Source organism: Paraglaciecola sp. (assembly GCF_039964565.1).
In the GTDB taxonomy this organism is placed as follows: Bacteria; Pseudomonadota; Gammaproteobacteria; order Enterobacterales; family Alteromonadaceae; genus Paraglaciecola.
Map to the genome: position 1 here is coordinate 1 of NZ_JBDVXF010000039.1, position 15049 is coordinate 15049.

At 42.4% G+C, this 15049-nt stretch carries 11 protein-coding genes; 10 read left to right on the forward strand and 1 reads right to left on the reverse strand.

What is annotated here, in order from left to right; translation table 11 throughout:
* The first annotated feature begins 315 nt into the window (after positions 1–315).
* The 8 genes from ABJK37_RS17130 (at position 316) to ABJK37_RS17165 (ending at position 10960) form a co-directional block, all read left to right on the forward strand.
* The gene (locus ABJK37_RS17130; RefSeq protein WP_348356493.1) at positions 316–1101 is read left to right on the forward strand and encodes a putative hydro-lyase; all 786 of its coding nucleotides are present in this window, start codon (positions 316–318) and stop codon (positions 1099–1101) included.
* Between the two features lie 11 nt (positions 1102–1112).
* Positions 1113–1841, forward strand: coding sequence for a 5-oxoprolinase subunit PxpA (locus tag ABJK37_RS17135; protein WP_348356495.1), 729 nt, complete (start codon positions 1113–1115; stop codon positions 1839–1841).
* A complete protein-coding gene (pxpB, locus tag ABJK37_RS17140) occupies positions 1829–2527 on the forward strand; it encodes a 5-oxoprolinase subunit PxpB (protein WP_348356497.1) in 699 nt (232 codons plus the stop codon). The genes ABJK37_RS17135 and pxpB overlap by 13 nt, the downstream gene beginning before the upstream one ends.
* A complete protein-coding gene (locus tag ABJK37_RS17145) occupies positions 2524–3480 on the forward strand; it encodes a biotin-dependent carboxyltransferase family protein (protein WP_348356499.1) in 957 nt (318 codons plus the stop codon). The genes pxpB and ABJK37_RS17145 overlap by 4 nt, the downstream gene beginning before the upstream one ends.
* Positions 3481–4341 carry a DUF4392 domain-containing protein gene (locus tag ABJK37_RS17150; RefSeq protein WP_348356500.1) on the forward strand — a complete coding sequence of 287 codons (861 nt, stop codon included), beginning with the start codon at positions 3481–3483 and terminating at the stop codon, positions 4339–4341.
* 16 nt (positions 4342–4357) lie between these two features.
* Positions 4358–7240 carry an FAD-binding and (Fe-S)-binding domain-containing protein gene (locus tag ABJK37_RS17155; protein WP_348356502.1) on the forward strand — a complete coding sequence of 961 codons (2883 nt, stop codon included), beginning with the start codon at positions 4358–4360 and terminating at the stop codon, positions 7238–7240.
* A 300-nt stretch (positions 7241–7540) separates the two neighbouring features.
* A complete protein-coding gene (locus tag ABJK37_RS17160) occupies positions 7541–9334 on the forward strand; it encodes an acyl-CoA dehydrogenase C-terminal domain-containing protein (protein ID WP_348356503.1) in 1794 nt (597 codons plus the stop codon).
* A gap of 60 nt (positions 9335–9394) precedes the next feature.
* Positions 9395–10960, forward strand: a complete 1566-nt coding sequence (locus ABJK37_RS17165) for an AMP-binding protein (protein ID WP_348356505.1) — start codon at positions 9395–9397, stop codon at positions 10958–10960.
* A gap of 44 nt (positions 10961–11004) precedes the next feature.
* Here ABJK37_RS17165 and ABJK37_RS17170 read toward each other — a convergent pair whose 3' ends face one another.
* On the reverse strand, positions 11005–11940 hold the full coding sequence (locus tag ABJK37_RS17170) for a helix-turn-helix domain-containing protein (protein ID WP_348356507.1): 936 nt from the start codon (positions 11938–11940) through the stop codon (positions 11005–11007).
* A gap of 114 nt (positions 11941–12054) precedes the next feature.
* Between ABJK37_RS17170 and paaN the strand changes: the two genes are divergently transcribed.
* Positions 12055–13728, forward strand: coding sequence for a phenylacetic acid degradation protein PaaN (gene paaN / locus ABJK37_RS17175; RefSeq protein ID WP_348356509.1), 1674 nt, complete (start codon positions 12055–12057; stop codon positions 13726–13728).
* Positions 13729–13798: 70 nt separating this feature from the next.
* Positions 13799–15049 carry a thiolase family protein gene (locus ABJK37_RS17180; RefSeq protein ID WP_348356511.1) on the forward strand — a complete coding sequence of 417 codons (1251 nt, stop codon included), beginning with the start codon at positions 13799–13801 and terminating at the stop codon, positions 15047–15049.

The following is a 15049-nucleotide window of genomic DNA, read 5'->3' on the forward strand; positions in this document are numbered from 1 at the left end:
TACCAATCCATCCTAACAATTGATCGCTCAGCGAGGTTTAAAATCACCTAATCAAGGCGTTCGAATGAAGCAATAGTTATTCTATTGTAAGTTCGAGCAACGCAGAGTAGGTGCTTTTAAACCTCGCCCAAAGGGAGAACACCAGCGACCAATTGATAAGATGAATTGGTATAAAGTTTAGTTTGTTCACTTAGTGATTTCACAAGCCTCGGGGCAGATGTAACACGAGTATTAATAAAACTATTGTGTTTTGAATATGCAATAATTGCTCTTACACTATAGTTTCAATCATTATCAAGAAAGATAGACTCATTAATGAAACAAGACACACCATACATTCTACGTCAGCAGATACGTAGAGGCGAATTGCAGCAGAATACTTCGGGTCTTGCACCTGGTTACGTGCAATGTAATTTGGTTATTTTACCTAAACAGTTCGCCGATGATTTCCGAGAGTTTTGTCAACTTAACTCACAATCTTGTCCGCTTATTGGAAGTAGTGAATTTCCCGGTGATTTTTGCCTTAAAATGTTAGGTGAGGATATCGATATTCGCACTGACATCCCATCATATCAGGTCTTCAAAGATGGCGTCTTTTCAGCTGAAGTCACTGACATTTCAGATATTTGGGAAGATGATTTTGTGGCATTTTTGTTGGGCTGCTCTTTTTCTTTCGAGGAAGCATTGATAGCGGCAGGGTTAGAAATTAGAAATATTACCGAATCTAAAAATGTGCCCATGTATAAAACAAACATTGATACTCAGGGAGTGGGACAATTTACTGGTAAAATGGTAGTAAGCATGCGTCCTTTAAATCCCACAGATGCCAGTAAAGCCATTGAAATTTGTAATCAATATCCTAAAGTTCATGGCGCTCCGGTTCACCTTGGCAACCCATCGGCAATTGGTATTGACGATATTACTCAACCCGATTTTGGCGAGGCAGTTACCATTAATGCAGGTGAAGAGCCGGTATTTTGGGCCTGCGGTGTCACTCCGCAACTTGCAATTGCCAACGCAAAACCCACAATTTGTATTACTCACAGTCCAGGTCATATGTTGATAACAGATATATTAAATAGCAGTCTTAGAAGCGCTTGAGGAAACAATGAATGAAACTAAATTGTGATTTAGGTGAAAGCTTTGGTATTTGGAAGTTAGGTCAAGATGATAAGTTGATGCCGCATATAGACATGGCCAATATTGCCTGTGGTTTTCATGCAGGTGATGCCCATGTTATTACCAAAACGCTGCAATTAGCTAAACACTATGACGTTGACGTTGGTGCCCATCCAAGTTACCCAGATAAATTAGGATTTGGGCGAAGAAGTATGCTTTGTTCATCACAAGAAATTATTGAGTTAGTTCATTATCAAGTGGCGGCCCTTGATGGCATGGCGAAAAACTTAGGTATCAATATTTCCTACGTAAAGCCTCATGGAGCCTTATATAACGACATGATGAGTAATGAAAATGTCTGTGATGCCATTTTTGAAGCTGTCAGTAGTTACCATCGCCCGTTAAAGTTAATGTTGTTGGCCACAACTAATCAACAAAGTTACCGAGACAAAGCAGCAGCTAGTGGTATCTCACTGTTATTCGAAGCGTTTTCTGACCGACGATACACAGAAAGTGGTTTTCTTATGTCACGCAAAGAGCCTCAAGCGGTATTAAATCAAGCAGAAATGATTCAGCAAGTAAAAAGTCTAATGTCTAGTGGTGATGTGGTTTGTGCTTCAGGTAAAAAAATCAATCTGCAAGCGGATTCCTTATGTGTTCATGGAGATAACGAACAAGCTATCAATGTAATAAAAGAGCTAAAGCAACTATGCAGCAAGTAGTTCACTACCCTCAAATTGAAATCGCAGGTGAGGGAGCGGTAATTATTTATCTAGATAAAGTGGCGAGTAACACCACTATCAAAAAGATTTCCCAGTTAAAACATAGTATTGCTAGGGTTCTCGCAGACTCTGTGGTTGAGTTAGTGCCGTCATATGCGTCATTGTTAGTGATATTCGATCCAATTAAAACCGATTATTACGCGGTCAAAAAAGTGTTAAGTGCGCTGTTAGAAGAAGACACTAGTGAGATTGAAAGTACCCATAAAACCATTGAGCTTCCGGTGTATTACTCCCTAGAAAGTGGTCCTGATTTGCAATCATTGGCGAATCGTTCAGGTTTGAGTGTTGAAGATGTTATTGAGATTCATCAAAAAACAATTTACCACGTGTATGCCATCGGCTTTGCACCCGGATTTGCTTTTTTGGGGGAAGTTGACAAGCGTATTGCTTGCCCAAGGCTAGCATCTCCTAGAGCAAAAGTTGCCAAAGGCTCTGTCGGTATTGCTGATCGCCAAACTGCTATTTATCCCAACGTATCCCCAGGTGGTTGGAACTTAATTGGTTTATGTCCTCAGACCTTGTTCGATCCTAACGTTGCGCCTTACCTAACCTATCAAGTAGGTGACAGCGTGAAATTTGATGCCATTACCCGAGATGAATTTTTAGCGTTAGGAGGTAAGCTGTGAACCAACAATCTTCTAGCTACTTTGACGTAATTCATCCTGGTATCTTAACTACTATTCAGGATTTAGGGCGTTATGGACAAAGCCATTTGGGCCTAACCTCTGGTGGTCCAGCAGATAAACAAGCGTTTCTTTGGGCCAATCGTCTTTTGAATAACGCTGAAAATTGTCCCGTATTAGAAGTTAATTTTGGTGGTCTAAAATTGATTGCCAAAACAGCGACCACTATTGCCGTTACGGGGGCAAATGCACCATTAACTATAAATGGTCATAGCAAAGACTCGTGGCGCAGTCATCGAGTTAATCCTGATGATGAAATTGAGATTGGTTTTGCCACACAAGGCTGCAGAGCTTATCTAGCTGTAGTGGCGGGATTGCTAGTTGAATCACAATTTAATAGTGTCTCTACAGTGATTAGAGAAAAAGTCGGTGGGATGAACGGCGGATCATTAAAAGCGGGAGACCATTTGTTTTATGAGCCAAGCCCTAAGCAACCACTTTATGCGTTATATGCGAACGACATACCTCGTTATGCCAATTCGTTAACGGTACGAGTAGTGACGGGATACCAATATGATTTATTCGAGCGCTCAGAGTTAGCTAAGTTTTTCTCTAATGAGTATCAGGTAAGCGCACAATATGATCGTATGGGTTATCGACTCAATGGGCCTGCCATTCAATCAAATATCTCACAATTGCTTTCTGAAGGTATTTGTAATGGCGCGATCCAAGTTCCGCCAGATGGTCAGCCTATCGTTTTGTCTGTAGATCGCCAAACCATTGGTGGCTATCCAAAGCTAGGTTCAGTGTTATCATTGGATCTAGATTTACTGATGCAAACTAGCCAAGGCGCAAAAGTACATTTCGAACCTATTTCAATTCATTACGCCCATACGCTGCTGCATTTAGCAAAAGCAAAGTACACCGATACAAAACTCATCAAGGTTGCCCTGTAAATGACAACTCCTTTAGCATTACTAACTATAAGTCAAAAGATTGAATCTTTGTTGGTGCAGCGCAATTTACGAGGCATGAAAAACGTACAACCGGCTCTCAAAGTCGGTTATTACTTAAGAGCGTCCCAGCAGTTAATGGAGACAAATGGCTGTATTTTAATTGGTACAGGTTTTCCCGTAGCTGGCACATTTGAGACTGACGGACCTGTAGGCGCTATTGCTTTATACAACTGTCTTAAATCACTTGGGAAAAAGCCCGTTTTAGTATGCGGAGAACCGCTATACAGTGCATTACAAGGTGACTTTGAGTGCTACGCTATTCCAATAGACGATATCGATAACGCCTCATCTTATACTCAAAAAGCCCTCAAAGAATTGCAGCCTGAGCTGATAATTTCAATTGAACGCCCTGGGCTCAGCCAACAAAACTGTTATTACAATATCCGTGGTGAAGATATTTCTGAAAACTGCGCCACCTTTGACTTTTTTATGTCTCTAGCGAACTGCCCAACCATTGCCATTGGAGATGGCGGCAATGAAATTGGAATGGGTAATATTTATGAGGCGATTGGAGAATTGGATATTGTGCCCTGTGTCACTCGCTGTGATGAATTATTAATTGCTGATGTGTCAAATTGGGGGGCTTATGGCTTAATCGCGTTTGTTTCGTTGTGGCGCAATCAAAACCTATTAGCTGATATTAAGCCAAAAAATATTTTGGCATATTTGTCTAAATTAGGCAGTGTCGACGGTCTCACCCGTAAAAATGAACTCACGGAAGACGGTTTATGTTTTAGCTGTGGTGAAGACATTATTTTCCAATTGCAAAAAATATGTGGGTTGGAACCGAATAACTTATGAGATTAGCAATTTTACTATGATGTCGGCCCAAGTATCACTGTTTACCAAAGCAATCACGCCATTCGTCGCACCCGAATGTATTATCACTGAATACAGCAAACGTTATGCATATGGCATAGATGCGAGTTTCTACCAGCTTACTCCGCAACTCGTGTTGGTGGTTAAAAGTAAAAAACAACTAATCGAAATTGTAAAACTTGCCACTGAACATCAGGTGGCGATCACCTTTAGAGCCGCAGGTACAAGTTTGTCGGGGCAGGCGGTCACAGATTCTGTTCTCATCATTTTATCTGATGATTGGACCGACTTTGAAATTTATCAACACGGTCTAAAAGTGACCTTACAACCGGGTATTATTGGTGCAAAAGCTAATCAATTACTAAAACCCTTTGGTCGCAAGATTGGCCCCGACCCTGCTTCCATAAACAGTTGCAAAATTGGTGGTATTGCTGCAAATAATTCATCAGGCATGTGTTGTGGTGTACACCAAAATAGTTATCACACAGTCGCAGATATGACGATTATTTTTGCAGATGGCACTGAATTAAATACTGCGTCTGAGCAAAGTTGCGCGGCGTTTTTATCTAATCATCAACCCCTAGTCAATAAACTCTTAGCCTTGTCTGCGAGCATTAACAATAATGACGCTCTGAAACAAAAAGTTGTTCAAAAGTATCGATTAAAAAACACCACAGGTTACGGCATTAACGCTCTAATCGACTTTACCGATCCCATTGAAATCATTAAACATCTAATGATTGGCTCAGAAGGCACCTTAGGTTTCATCGCTGACATTACTTTTCATACCGTGGATGACAATCCATTTAAAAGCAGTGGCTTCTTCATTTTTGATAACACTAATCTGGCGTGTAAGTTGGTGGAGCAATTGGCAGAGTTAGATGTCAATGCTGTGGAGTTATTAGATAAACGAGCGCTTATGTCGGTTGCAGAACATGACATTATGCCTCGAGATATTGCGTCGTTTGCTGATGATTCTGTGGCGTTACTAATAGAAATTCAGGAGCCTAGTGCACAGTTATTAACTGATAAAGTTACTCTCGTCACACAGAAAATAACCAAATTTGAACATGCCCTAGTCGCAGATATTGCCTTTGATAATGACCCGCTGCGAAACCAAAAGTTATGGAATATTCGCAAAGGTACATTCCCCGCTGTAGGCGCAATGCGCGACTCTGGCACCACTGTGATCATCGAGGATGTGGCATTTCCCCTGCCGTCACTTGCTAACGGTATTGCAGAATTGCATCGATTATTTCAACAATTTGGTTACAGCGAAGCGATTATTTTTGGCCATGCTTTAGCGGGTAATTTACATTTTGTCTTTACCCAAGCATTTGATAGTCAAGAAAAAATCCAAAGATATGATGCTTTTATGGGAGCCGTTGCAGACTTAGTCGCGGTGCAACTGAAGGGGTCCTTAAAAGCAGAACACGGCACAGGGCGGAACATGGCGCCTTTTGTTGAACTTGAATGGGGGGCAGATGCCTATCAGGTTATGACAGCCCTAAAATCCGTTTTTGATCCTAATAGTATTCTCAATCCAGGTGTGATTATTAATAGTGACGATAAGGTCCATATTAAAGATCTTAAAGTCATGGCAACCACTCATGACATTGTTGATAAATGTATCGAATGTGGTTTTTGTGAATCTGTGTGCCCATCCCAAGGACTTACTTATACTCCCCGACAACGAATTAGTGTTGCTCGGCGAATTGAACATTTAAAAAACAGCATAAGTGAAGCCGAAACGAAGCTTGAAAAAACTCAATTAGAAGAACAGTATCAGCAATTAGTTGATGACTATCAATACTTAGGAATTGATAGTTGCGCCGCAACCGGAATGTGCGAAATACAATGTCCAGTTGGGATCAATACTGGCGAATATATCAAAGCATTACGAACACAAAATTTTCAGCAATCTAGGGTTAAAAAACAACTTGCTAACCTGAGTGCCAAACATTTGTCCAAGGTAACCAAAATCGCCAGTTTAGGGCTGAACGCTGTCAATACCGGTAAGTCTTTGGTGGGTGAGTCCGCAGTCACAAATAGTTTCAAAGTGTTAAATAAATTAACCGCCGGTTATGTGCCTTTGTATTTTTCTAGTTGGCCTAAAGGAGAAAAAAAACTCGAAACGGGGATGTATCCGTCTCGGAAATCTCAGGGGCAACTTACCTCTCACAATAATAGAGTTGTTTATTTTCCAGCTTGTGCCAGTAGGGTGTTTGCAGCGACACCTGGTAATCCTAAGTCTTTGCCACAAGTGATGATTTCTGTATTTAACAAAGCAGGTTTTGACGTGGTTATTCCATCTGAAAGTGACTCTCTTTGTTGTGGTATGGCTTTTACCAGTAAAGGTGATGCAAAACATGGCAGCGAAAAACTCAACCAAGCCCAAGACGTTTTGTTGCGGTACAGTGAAAATGGAAAATATCCCATCATAACCGATGCCAGTTCTTGTGCATTGCCATTGAAGCAAGGCAATCATGGTTTAAGTTTTTACGAATCAGCGGAATTTGTGAGTGAGTTTATTCTACCACATTTGCACATTAGCGAGAAAAAAGACCACGTAATGTTGCATGTTACTTGTAGTAGCAAGCGCGGAAATATTCAGCAGCAACTTGTAAACATTGCTCATCATTGTGCCAAAAAAGTGGAGATCCCTGCAGATATTGCTTGTTGCGGGTTTGCAGGTGACAAGGGGTTTTATCAGCCAGAGTTGAATCAACATTCGCTAAGACATTTGAAAAAACAACGCCCTGCCGATTGTAGTTTTGGCTACAGTAACAACAGAAGTTGTGAAATAGGTTTAACCCACCACAGTGATATTCCGTATCAGTCAATTTTGTATTTGCTTGATGAAGTGAGTCAATCTAATTGATTTAAGGATTGTGAGTAATTACTAACTATATTTTGATTAGCTAGTGGTTTACTTGTACCCTATTCATGCTTGCCTCTCCCCAGTCCCGGTTGTTCTAGTTCAAACTTTTAACAAGCATAATCTGCTGCCATTGTCGAAATCCAAATAATCATACTTGCTTTATAAGACCCTCTGATTTATTGTGACTTTCATTAATGAACCTTGGGTTCAATATGAACTCGCATGAGTTCAGCATGAGTCGATTTGTGGGTTCTACCAATACTCATGTTTTTAAAATTATATGTAATGGAGAACAACAACATGCCAGCCTATAAAGCACCACTACGAGACATACGATTTGTAATGGACGACCTACTTGACTTTACAAGCCATTATCAAGAATTACATGATTCCACTGAAGTCGATCATGAAACTCAGTTCGCCATTATAGAAGAAGCCGCAAAGTTTTCTGAAAATGTACTGTCGCCGCTAAACGCCATTGGAGATCAAGTAGGTTGTACTTGGCATGCAGACGGCGTCACCACACCTCCTGGGTTTAAAGAAGCGTACCAACAATATTGTGAAGGCGGGTGGCCGGCCTTAGCCATGCCCGAAGCTTTTGGTGGTCAAGGTCTTCCTGAGTCTATGAATATAGTGGTAAGTGAGCTTGTTTCTAGTGGTTGTGTGGCATGGTCGGGTTATCCGGGCTTGCGAGAGGGCGCCATAAAAACCTTGCTTAGTTATGGTAGTGAAGCATTACAAAATACTTATCTGCCCAACTTAGTGAGCGGTAAATGGACAGGAACAATGTGTCTGACAGAGTCTCATTGTGGTACCGATTTGGGGCAACTTAAAACGAAGGCGATACCTGTTTCAGAAACTGAATACGAACTTTCAGGTACAAAAATATTTATATCATGTGGCGACCACGATGTTGCTGAAAATATTGTGCACATTGTGCTGGCTCGTTTACCAGATTCTCCCCAAGGAAGTGCAGGTATTTCTTTATTTGTTGTTCCTAAATTTGAAGTGAACTCAGATGGAAGTTTAGGTAATAGGAACCAAGTTAATTGTGGTTCGATAGAGCATAAAATGGGGATCCATGGTTTTGTGACTTGTGTTATGAACTTTGATGGCGCCAAAGGTTTTCTAATAGGCCAGAAAAATAAAGGCCTTGAGGCCATGTTCACCTTTATGAATTCTGCTCGTTTGACCACAGCGCTACAGGGCTTAATACATGCTGAAGTTGCTTATCAAGGTGCGGTTCCTTATGCTCAAGAAAGGCTGGCAATGCGCTCTCTTAGCGGCAGCAAAAATCCAAGCGGCCCAGCGGACCCAATTATCGTGCATCCTGATGTACGCCGTATGTTATTAACAATCAAGTCTTTCTCTGAGGGATTTCGTGCCTTTGCCTATTATGTAGCGCAACAACTCGATTTGTCAGAGCACGGCACAACAGATGAGTCAAAAACACAAGCCAAACAGCTGCTTGCGTTGTTAACTCCCATCTGCAAAGGGTTTATGACTGAGCTAGGTTTTGAGGCTGCACATCACGGTGTTCAAGTGTTTGGTGGACATGGCTATATTAGAGAATGGGGTATGGAGCAAAACCAAAGGGACAGTCGTATTTCAACTTTGTATGAGGGTACAACAGGCATACAAGCATTGGACCTCATTGGTCGAAAAGTATTGGGGACTAAAGGTGCTTTACTAAGTAATTTCAGTACTATTATCATGGAGTTTTGTGAGTCTCAGCAAAACAATCAAAACATGCTGGAATTTACCCAACCGCTAAAAGAAGTCACCACACAATGGTTAGTACTCGCTAAAACCATAGGCCAATCAGCGGCAGCAGACCCAGAGGAAATAGGCGCCGCATCTGTAGACTTTTTGATGTTTTCTGGTTACACCACTTTAGCCTATTTTTGGGCACGAATGGCGCAGGTATCCTTTGAAAAACTGCAACAAGAGGGAGCTGACACAGACCTTTATTCTACCAAAATCAACACCGCCAAATTTTATTTTCAGCGCATATTACCACGCACCGCTACCCTGAAGTTAACGATCCAATCGGGTGCTGAAAATTTAATGCAAATCAACGCTGAGCAATTTTAAGGCGTCTGGCCTGCTTGCCAACTCAAACACTTATTATAAAAATTAACGACCGAGGCAATAATGACAAAAAGCAACAGTGCAATACTGCCAATAACAGAAACACTGCAAAGTGTGTTCGATAGTGGCTGTGAGCAATATAAAGATAACTCAGCATTCAAATGTGGCGCGGATAGTTTAAGCTACGGCGAATTACAGCAAGGCTCAAAAAATTTCGCTGCTTATTTGCAGACCCAAACAAATTTAAAGCCAGGGGATAGAATTGCGCTGCAACTGCCAAACTGCCTGGCCTATCCAGTGCTTGCTTGGGGGGCAATAAGGGCCGGTTTAGTCGTCGTTAACGTTAATCCTTTATATACAAAAAATGAGCTTGCACATATTTACAAAGATTCTGGTGCCAAAGCGTTAGTGCTATTAAGTTCCTCTATTGATTTGGTGGCATCTTTGGTAGATGAAACTGACATTTCGTTAATGGTTTACCTTAAAAATACTCCAGCTAAAGAACCCACATTGACGGTAGAAGCCTTTGACTACCATGAGGTGTTAGATAAAGGTAGTCAGTGCGAATATATACCGTTTGTGGTGCATCCCAGTGACATTGCCTTGTTGCAGTATACTGGCGGCACCACAGGGTTGTCCAAAGGCTCGGTATTAACTCATGCAAACCTAGTCAGCGCGGCACGAAGTTTTTGGAATACCACCTCGGTGTTTGAATCAGGCAATGAAACTTTTGTGGCTCCATTGCCGCTATATCATGTATACGCATTTGTGGCCCACTTAGTGGTAGGTGTCACTTATGGTGTGACCAGCATTTTGATTAGCAATCCAAGCGATCTCAATAGTTTTTATACCGCGCTACAAAAGCAACCTTTTAGTTTATTTGTGGGCATCAACACCTTGTTTAATGCTTTGTGCCATGACGAGGAATTTAAGACCTTAGACTTTAGCGGCCTAAAATTTACCTTGTCTGGAGGCATGGCCCTTAACCGAAGTATTGCTGATAAATGGCAAGCACTTACTCACTGCGTTATTAACGAAGGTTATGGTTTAACCGAGTCCTCAGCGGGAGTCATCATTAATACTGATGCACAAAGGCGTTTGGGGTCAGTCGGCAAACCTATGCATGGAGTCAAAATCAAAGTTATTGCAAATGAGGGATATTTGGCAAAAAGCGGTGAAAAGGGTGAGTTACATATCAAGGGACCGCAGATAATGAAACAGTATTGGCAGAATCCAGAAGCGACAAAAACTGTTTTGAATGATGGATGGTTAGCAACGGGTGACGTTGCAACAGTCGACGAAGATGGTTTTGTGTATATTGTTGACCGCATCAAAGATATGATCATTGTGTCTGGATTTAATGTGTATCCCGCAGAGATAGAGCAGGTAGTGAATCGCTTAGAAGTCATACAAGAGTGCGCAGTCGTAGGAGTTGAATCAGCGGATACAGGTGAGGCGATTGAGCTTTACGTAGTACTTAAGCAAAGTGGTTTGACTGATAACGCCATTATTGCGCATTGCCGTGAAAATCTAGCAGCCTACAAGATACCTAAAAAAGTGATATTTATTAAAGAGTTACCTAAATCACCTGTCGGTAAAATACTCAAACGTAACCTAAAGGGGAGTTAAAGAGTAAAGCTGACAAAAAGCTGATAATAAAGGTATAAACTTAGCTAAGCACTAAAACCTACTTTTCCAGCCTGCGGTTTGTGTAAACATTCACCGCAAATGACGTCAACATCGAGGTCATTGCCGCAGGCAGTGTGGATCAGTTTGTAGGGGCGACCCATAGCAGGGAAACAATCCAATACCCATTGTCTTAAAGCCAGCGTCATACCGTACAGTGATTCACCTTTTTCGGTGAGTTTATACTCGTAGCGAGGTGGCGCCTGTTGATAAAGGTTGCGAGTGAGTACACCTAAATCCACCATCAATTTAAGTCGGTCAGCTAGAATATTGGTGGCAATTCCGAGCTGCTGATGGAAGTCGTCATAACGACTTAAGCCAAGGAAAACACTGGCCACAATCAAAGTACTCCACCTATCTCCTATAATTTCGATGATATGCCCTAAGCGATAATCAGAATCAGTCAGGGTATTGACCCGAGAGCGTCGTTGCGCGCTGATACTATCAACGACATTTTCAATTTCCCTTGTTTGTATGTCTGGATCATGGATACGTTCAACGTCTTTGTAAGTGACTTCAGCGTGGCAATGGCGACATACACAAATAGGTTTTAAAGTGTGATGTGGTTCTACCTTATGGATCAGTACCGACGGCATATTGGTGCCAACTTGATCAGCCCAGTGAGTTTCCCACTCCCAAACCATCAATGCCCAAGGGTATAACGCCAGTCCTTTTTCAGTCAGTTTATATTCAAAACGCAAAGGTGATTGGTTATAAGGCACCTTATGCAGAATATCTTGCTCAATCAAAAAATCTAACCTGTTGATCAAGGTGCCTCTGGCTATCTTGGTAAATTCTCTAAATTCACTAAAGCGATGACGACCTAAAAATGCATCTCGCAAAATCAGTATGGTCCAACGATCACCCACAATTTTCAAAGCCCTAGCAACAGGATTTGAGGCTATTTGATATTCAATATTCATCAATAAATGTTATCCCATCTTAAAGTCAAAACATAGCTATCAAACAATAAACCTTGATCAAGTCTCGGTTCGCTGCTAGTTTAATACACTAACTTTCACTATAAGACTTACGTTATGCAAGATTGGTTCAATAAACATTTATCTAAATTAAATAAGGCTCTTGATGCCTGCCAACAGCGTTATTCTTGGAGCGCATATACTGAAAGCCCTAGTAGTAAAATCCACGGTAAAGAGATACCTAAAATAGGTAAACAACGTTTTGAAGCCATGTTAAATACAGATTACCCCATGGACTTACCTGGAGAAAAAGGTAGAACGGGAGCCGAGGTTTCACCTTATACCCGTGAGCCCCTAGGCATTACTTATCCTAAGGTGGATGTTGCAAAGTTATATTCTGAAATAAGCCAAGCAGTCCCAGCTTGGACTAATGCTAGTGTGGACACGCGAGTGGGTATTTGTATGGAAATCTTAGATCGTTGTTCTAAGCAACTGTTCGAAAACGCCCATGCAACTATGCATACCGCAGGTCAAAGTTACATTATGGCATTTGCCGGTAGCGGTGCTAATGCCTTAGACCGAGGCCTAGAAGCCTTGGTGTATGCCTATAAAGCGATGAAAGATGTGCCCGAAACAGCTCAGTGGACTCGCACATTTGGCGCAGCTGGGGATGCCAACCTAGTAAAAGAATATCGTCTAAAGCCTCGAGGAGTGGGAGTAGTTGTGTGTTGCGCTACTTTTCCTTTATGGAACGGATATCCTGCATTAACAGCTAGTTTGGCTACCGGTAACCCAGTAGTGTTGAAGCCCCACCCAAGCGCAATTCTGCCAGTGGCACTGATGGTGACAGTGTGCAGAGAGGTACTCAGTGAAGCTGGATTTGACCCTAACCTAGTGACTATGGTGGCAGATACCAAACAAGAACCTGCCACAATGGCACTACTGCAGCATCCAGACACCGCCATTATCGATTTTACCGGTAGCCCCACTTTTGGAAATTGGATAGAGAAAAATTGTCAGGATGCCTTAGTTTATACTGAAACCGCGGGTTGTAACTCTGTTGTCATTGAGTCGACTCATGACTTATCAAAAATGGCGAGCGCTATAGCCCAATCACTATGCCAAGCGTCAGCACAAATGTGTACGAGTGTTCAAAATATCCATATTCCCGAGCACGGTATCGACGTCTCTGGTCAATCAGTGAGTTTTGATCAGGTGGCAGAGGCCATAGTTAGTGCCGTCGATGCGCTGCTTGCCGATCCTAAACATGCAGCCTTTTTGTGTGGCACCTTAGTCACAGAAGATATCTATACCACCATTGATAGGCTGACTCAGATTGGAACTGAAAAAGGCAAAATTCTTAGACATTCTGATTCTTATGACAATCCAGAATTCCCCAAGGCGCGCACCGCCACCCCACTGATTATTGCCTTGTCTGAAGATGAAAGAGCCCACTATCGAGAAGAATTGTTTGGCCCAATTTCTTTCATTATCAAAAGTACAACAGCGGAACAATGTTTAGCTGAGGCAACACGCAACGCCCGTGAATGTGGCGCGATTACTTCACATGTTTATTCTACAAATGACGAATTTCTAGAAAAGGCCCAAGACGCATACAACGATGCTGGTGCCTCGGTAGCCTGTAACTTAGTTGGCATGCCCATAAATTTTGCAGCGGCTTATAGTGATTATCATGTAACGGGAATGAATCCTGCCGGTAATGCCTGTTTAACGGACCTGGCTTTCGTTGCCAACCGTTTTCGTATCGTACAACGAAAAAGAATGAACTAGCCGCAGCTTAAAGGTGTTTTAGTTCCGTTTACTGTTGCTCAGTAATGCAAAGAAAAGTAGAGAAAAATAAATGACTGATGTATTTATTGCCGGTATTGGCATGACCTCCTTAGGTAAATTTGTTGATAGAAGTGTTAAACAATTAAGCGCCGAAGCGGTGTCGTTAGCCTTATCTGATGCTGATGCCGAAAAATCTGATATTCAAGCCGCGTGGTTTTCGAATACCCGACAAGGTTTACTGGAAGGGCAAAACGGTATCAGAGGCCAGTGCGCTTTAAGGCCGCTGGGGTTTCAAGGAATTCCCATCACCAATGTAGAAAATGCCTGTGCATCTGGCTCCAGTGCGTTGTTACAAGCAGTAGCACATATACGCGCGCAAATGTGTGATATCGCCATAGTAGTAGGCGCTGAAAAAATGTTCTTTCCAGAAAACCGCGACGGCATGTTTCGAGCATTTCTTGGGGGTACCGATATTCATCGACTGCAAGAATTTCAAAATATGGTGGAGCAACAAGCCATAGAGCAAATTCCCGAAGCTTTCAGAGGTGTAGATACTGGTCAAAAAAGTTTCTTTATGGACAGTTACGCCGCCCAAGCTCGTTTGCACATGCAACGTTTTGGCACCACGCAAAAGCAGCTCGCCATGGTGGCGTCCAAGAATCACTGGCATTCCACTATGAACCCCGCAGCGCAATACCAACAAGAATTCAGTGTCGAAGAGGTACTGAATGGACGACTCATCAGTTGGCCATTTACTTTACCCATGTGCGCGCCCATTTCTGATGGTGCGGCAGCGGCTGTGGTGTGTTCCGCAAAAGGCCTGTTAAAGCTCAACGCCAAACGAGCCATTAAGATTAGGGGAATAAGCTTAGCAAGTAGTTCTAACCGTGCACCTGACGAATTTGAGCGTCACATTGGGCGGGTTGCAGCAAACGCTGCATACGAACAAGCAGCAATTGACCCTGCAGATATCGATGTAGTTGAAGTCCATGATGCAACTGCTTACTCGGAGATCCAACAAGTCGAAAATCTAATGTTGTGTCCTCTAGGGGAAGGGGGAGGATTCACCGAAAAGGGTGAAACCAAATTAGGTGGCAAAGTACCCGTTAATCCTTCTGGAGGACTAGTGTCTAAAGGGCACCCTGTGGGGGCGACGGGTATTATGCAGATCCATGAGTTAATGACGCAACTGCGTGGAGAAGCAGGTAAGCGGCAAGTGCAAGATTGCAAAGTAGCGGTCGCTGAAAATGGTGGCGGGTTTTACGAAACCGAAGAAGCAGCAACAGTTGTTACCGTGCTTGAACGCGCCAATAGAGCTTAG

Coding starts and splice junctions, on each gene's coding strand:
- pxpB (WP_348356497.1), top strand. CDS start 1,829: ATGCAGCAAGTAGTTCACTACCCTCAAATTGAAATCGCAGGTGAGGGA.
- ABJK37_RS17160 (WP_348356503.1), top strand. CDS start 7,541: ATGCCAGCCTATAAAGCACCACTACGAGACATACGATTTGTAATGGAC.
- ABJK37_RS17165 (WP_348356505.1), top strand. CDS start 9,395: ATGACAAAAAGCAACAGTGCAATACTGCCAATAACAGAAACACTGCAA.
- ABJK37_RS17135 (WP_348356495.1), top strand. CDS start 1,113: ATGAAACTAAATTGTGATTTAGGTGAAAGCTTTGGTATTTGGAAGTTA.
- ABJK37_RS17180 (WP_348356511.1), top strand. CDS start 13,799: ATGACTGATGTATTTATTGCCGGTATTGGCATGACCTCCTTAGGTAAA.
- ABJK37_RS17150 (WP_348356500.1), top strand. CDS start 3,481: ATGACAACTCCTTTAGCATTACTAACTATAAGTCAAAAGATTGAATCT.
- paaN (WP_348356509.1), top strand. CDS start 12,055: ATGCAAGATTGGTTCAATAAACATTTATCTAAATTAAATAAGGCTCTT.
- ABJK37_RS17155 (WP_348356502.1), top strand. CDS start 4,358: ATGATGTCGGCCCAAGTATCACTGTTTACCAAAGCAATCACGCCATTC.
- ABJK37_RS17130 (WP_348356493.1), top strand. CDS start 316: ATGAAACAAGACACACCATACATTCTACGTCAGCAGATACGTAGAGGC.
- ABJK37_RS17170 (WP_348356507.1), bottom strand. CDS start 11,940: ATGAATATTGAATATCAAATAGCCTCAAATCCTGTTGCTAGGGCTTTG.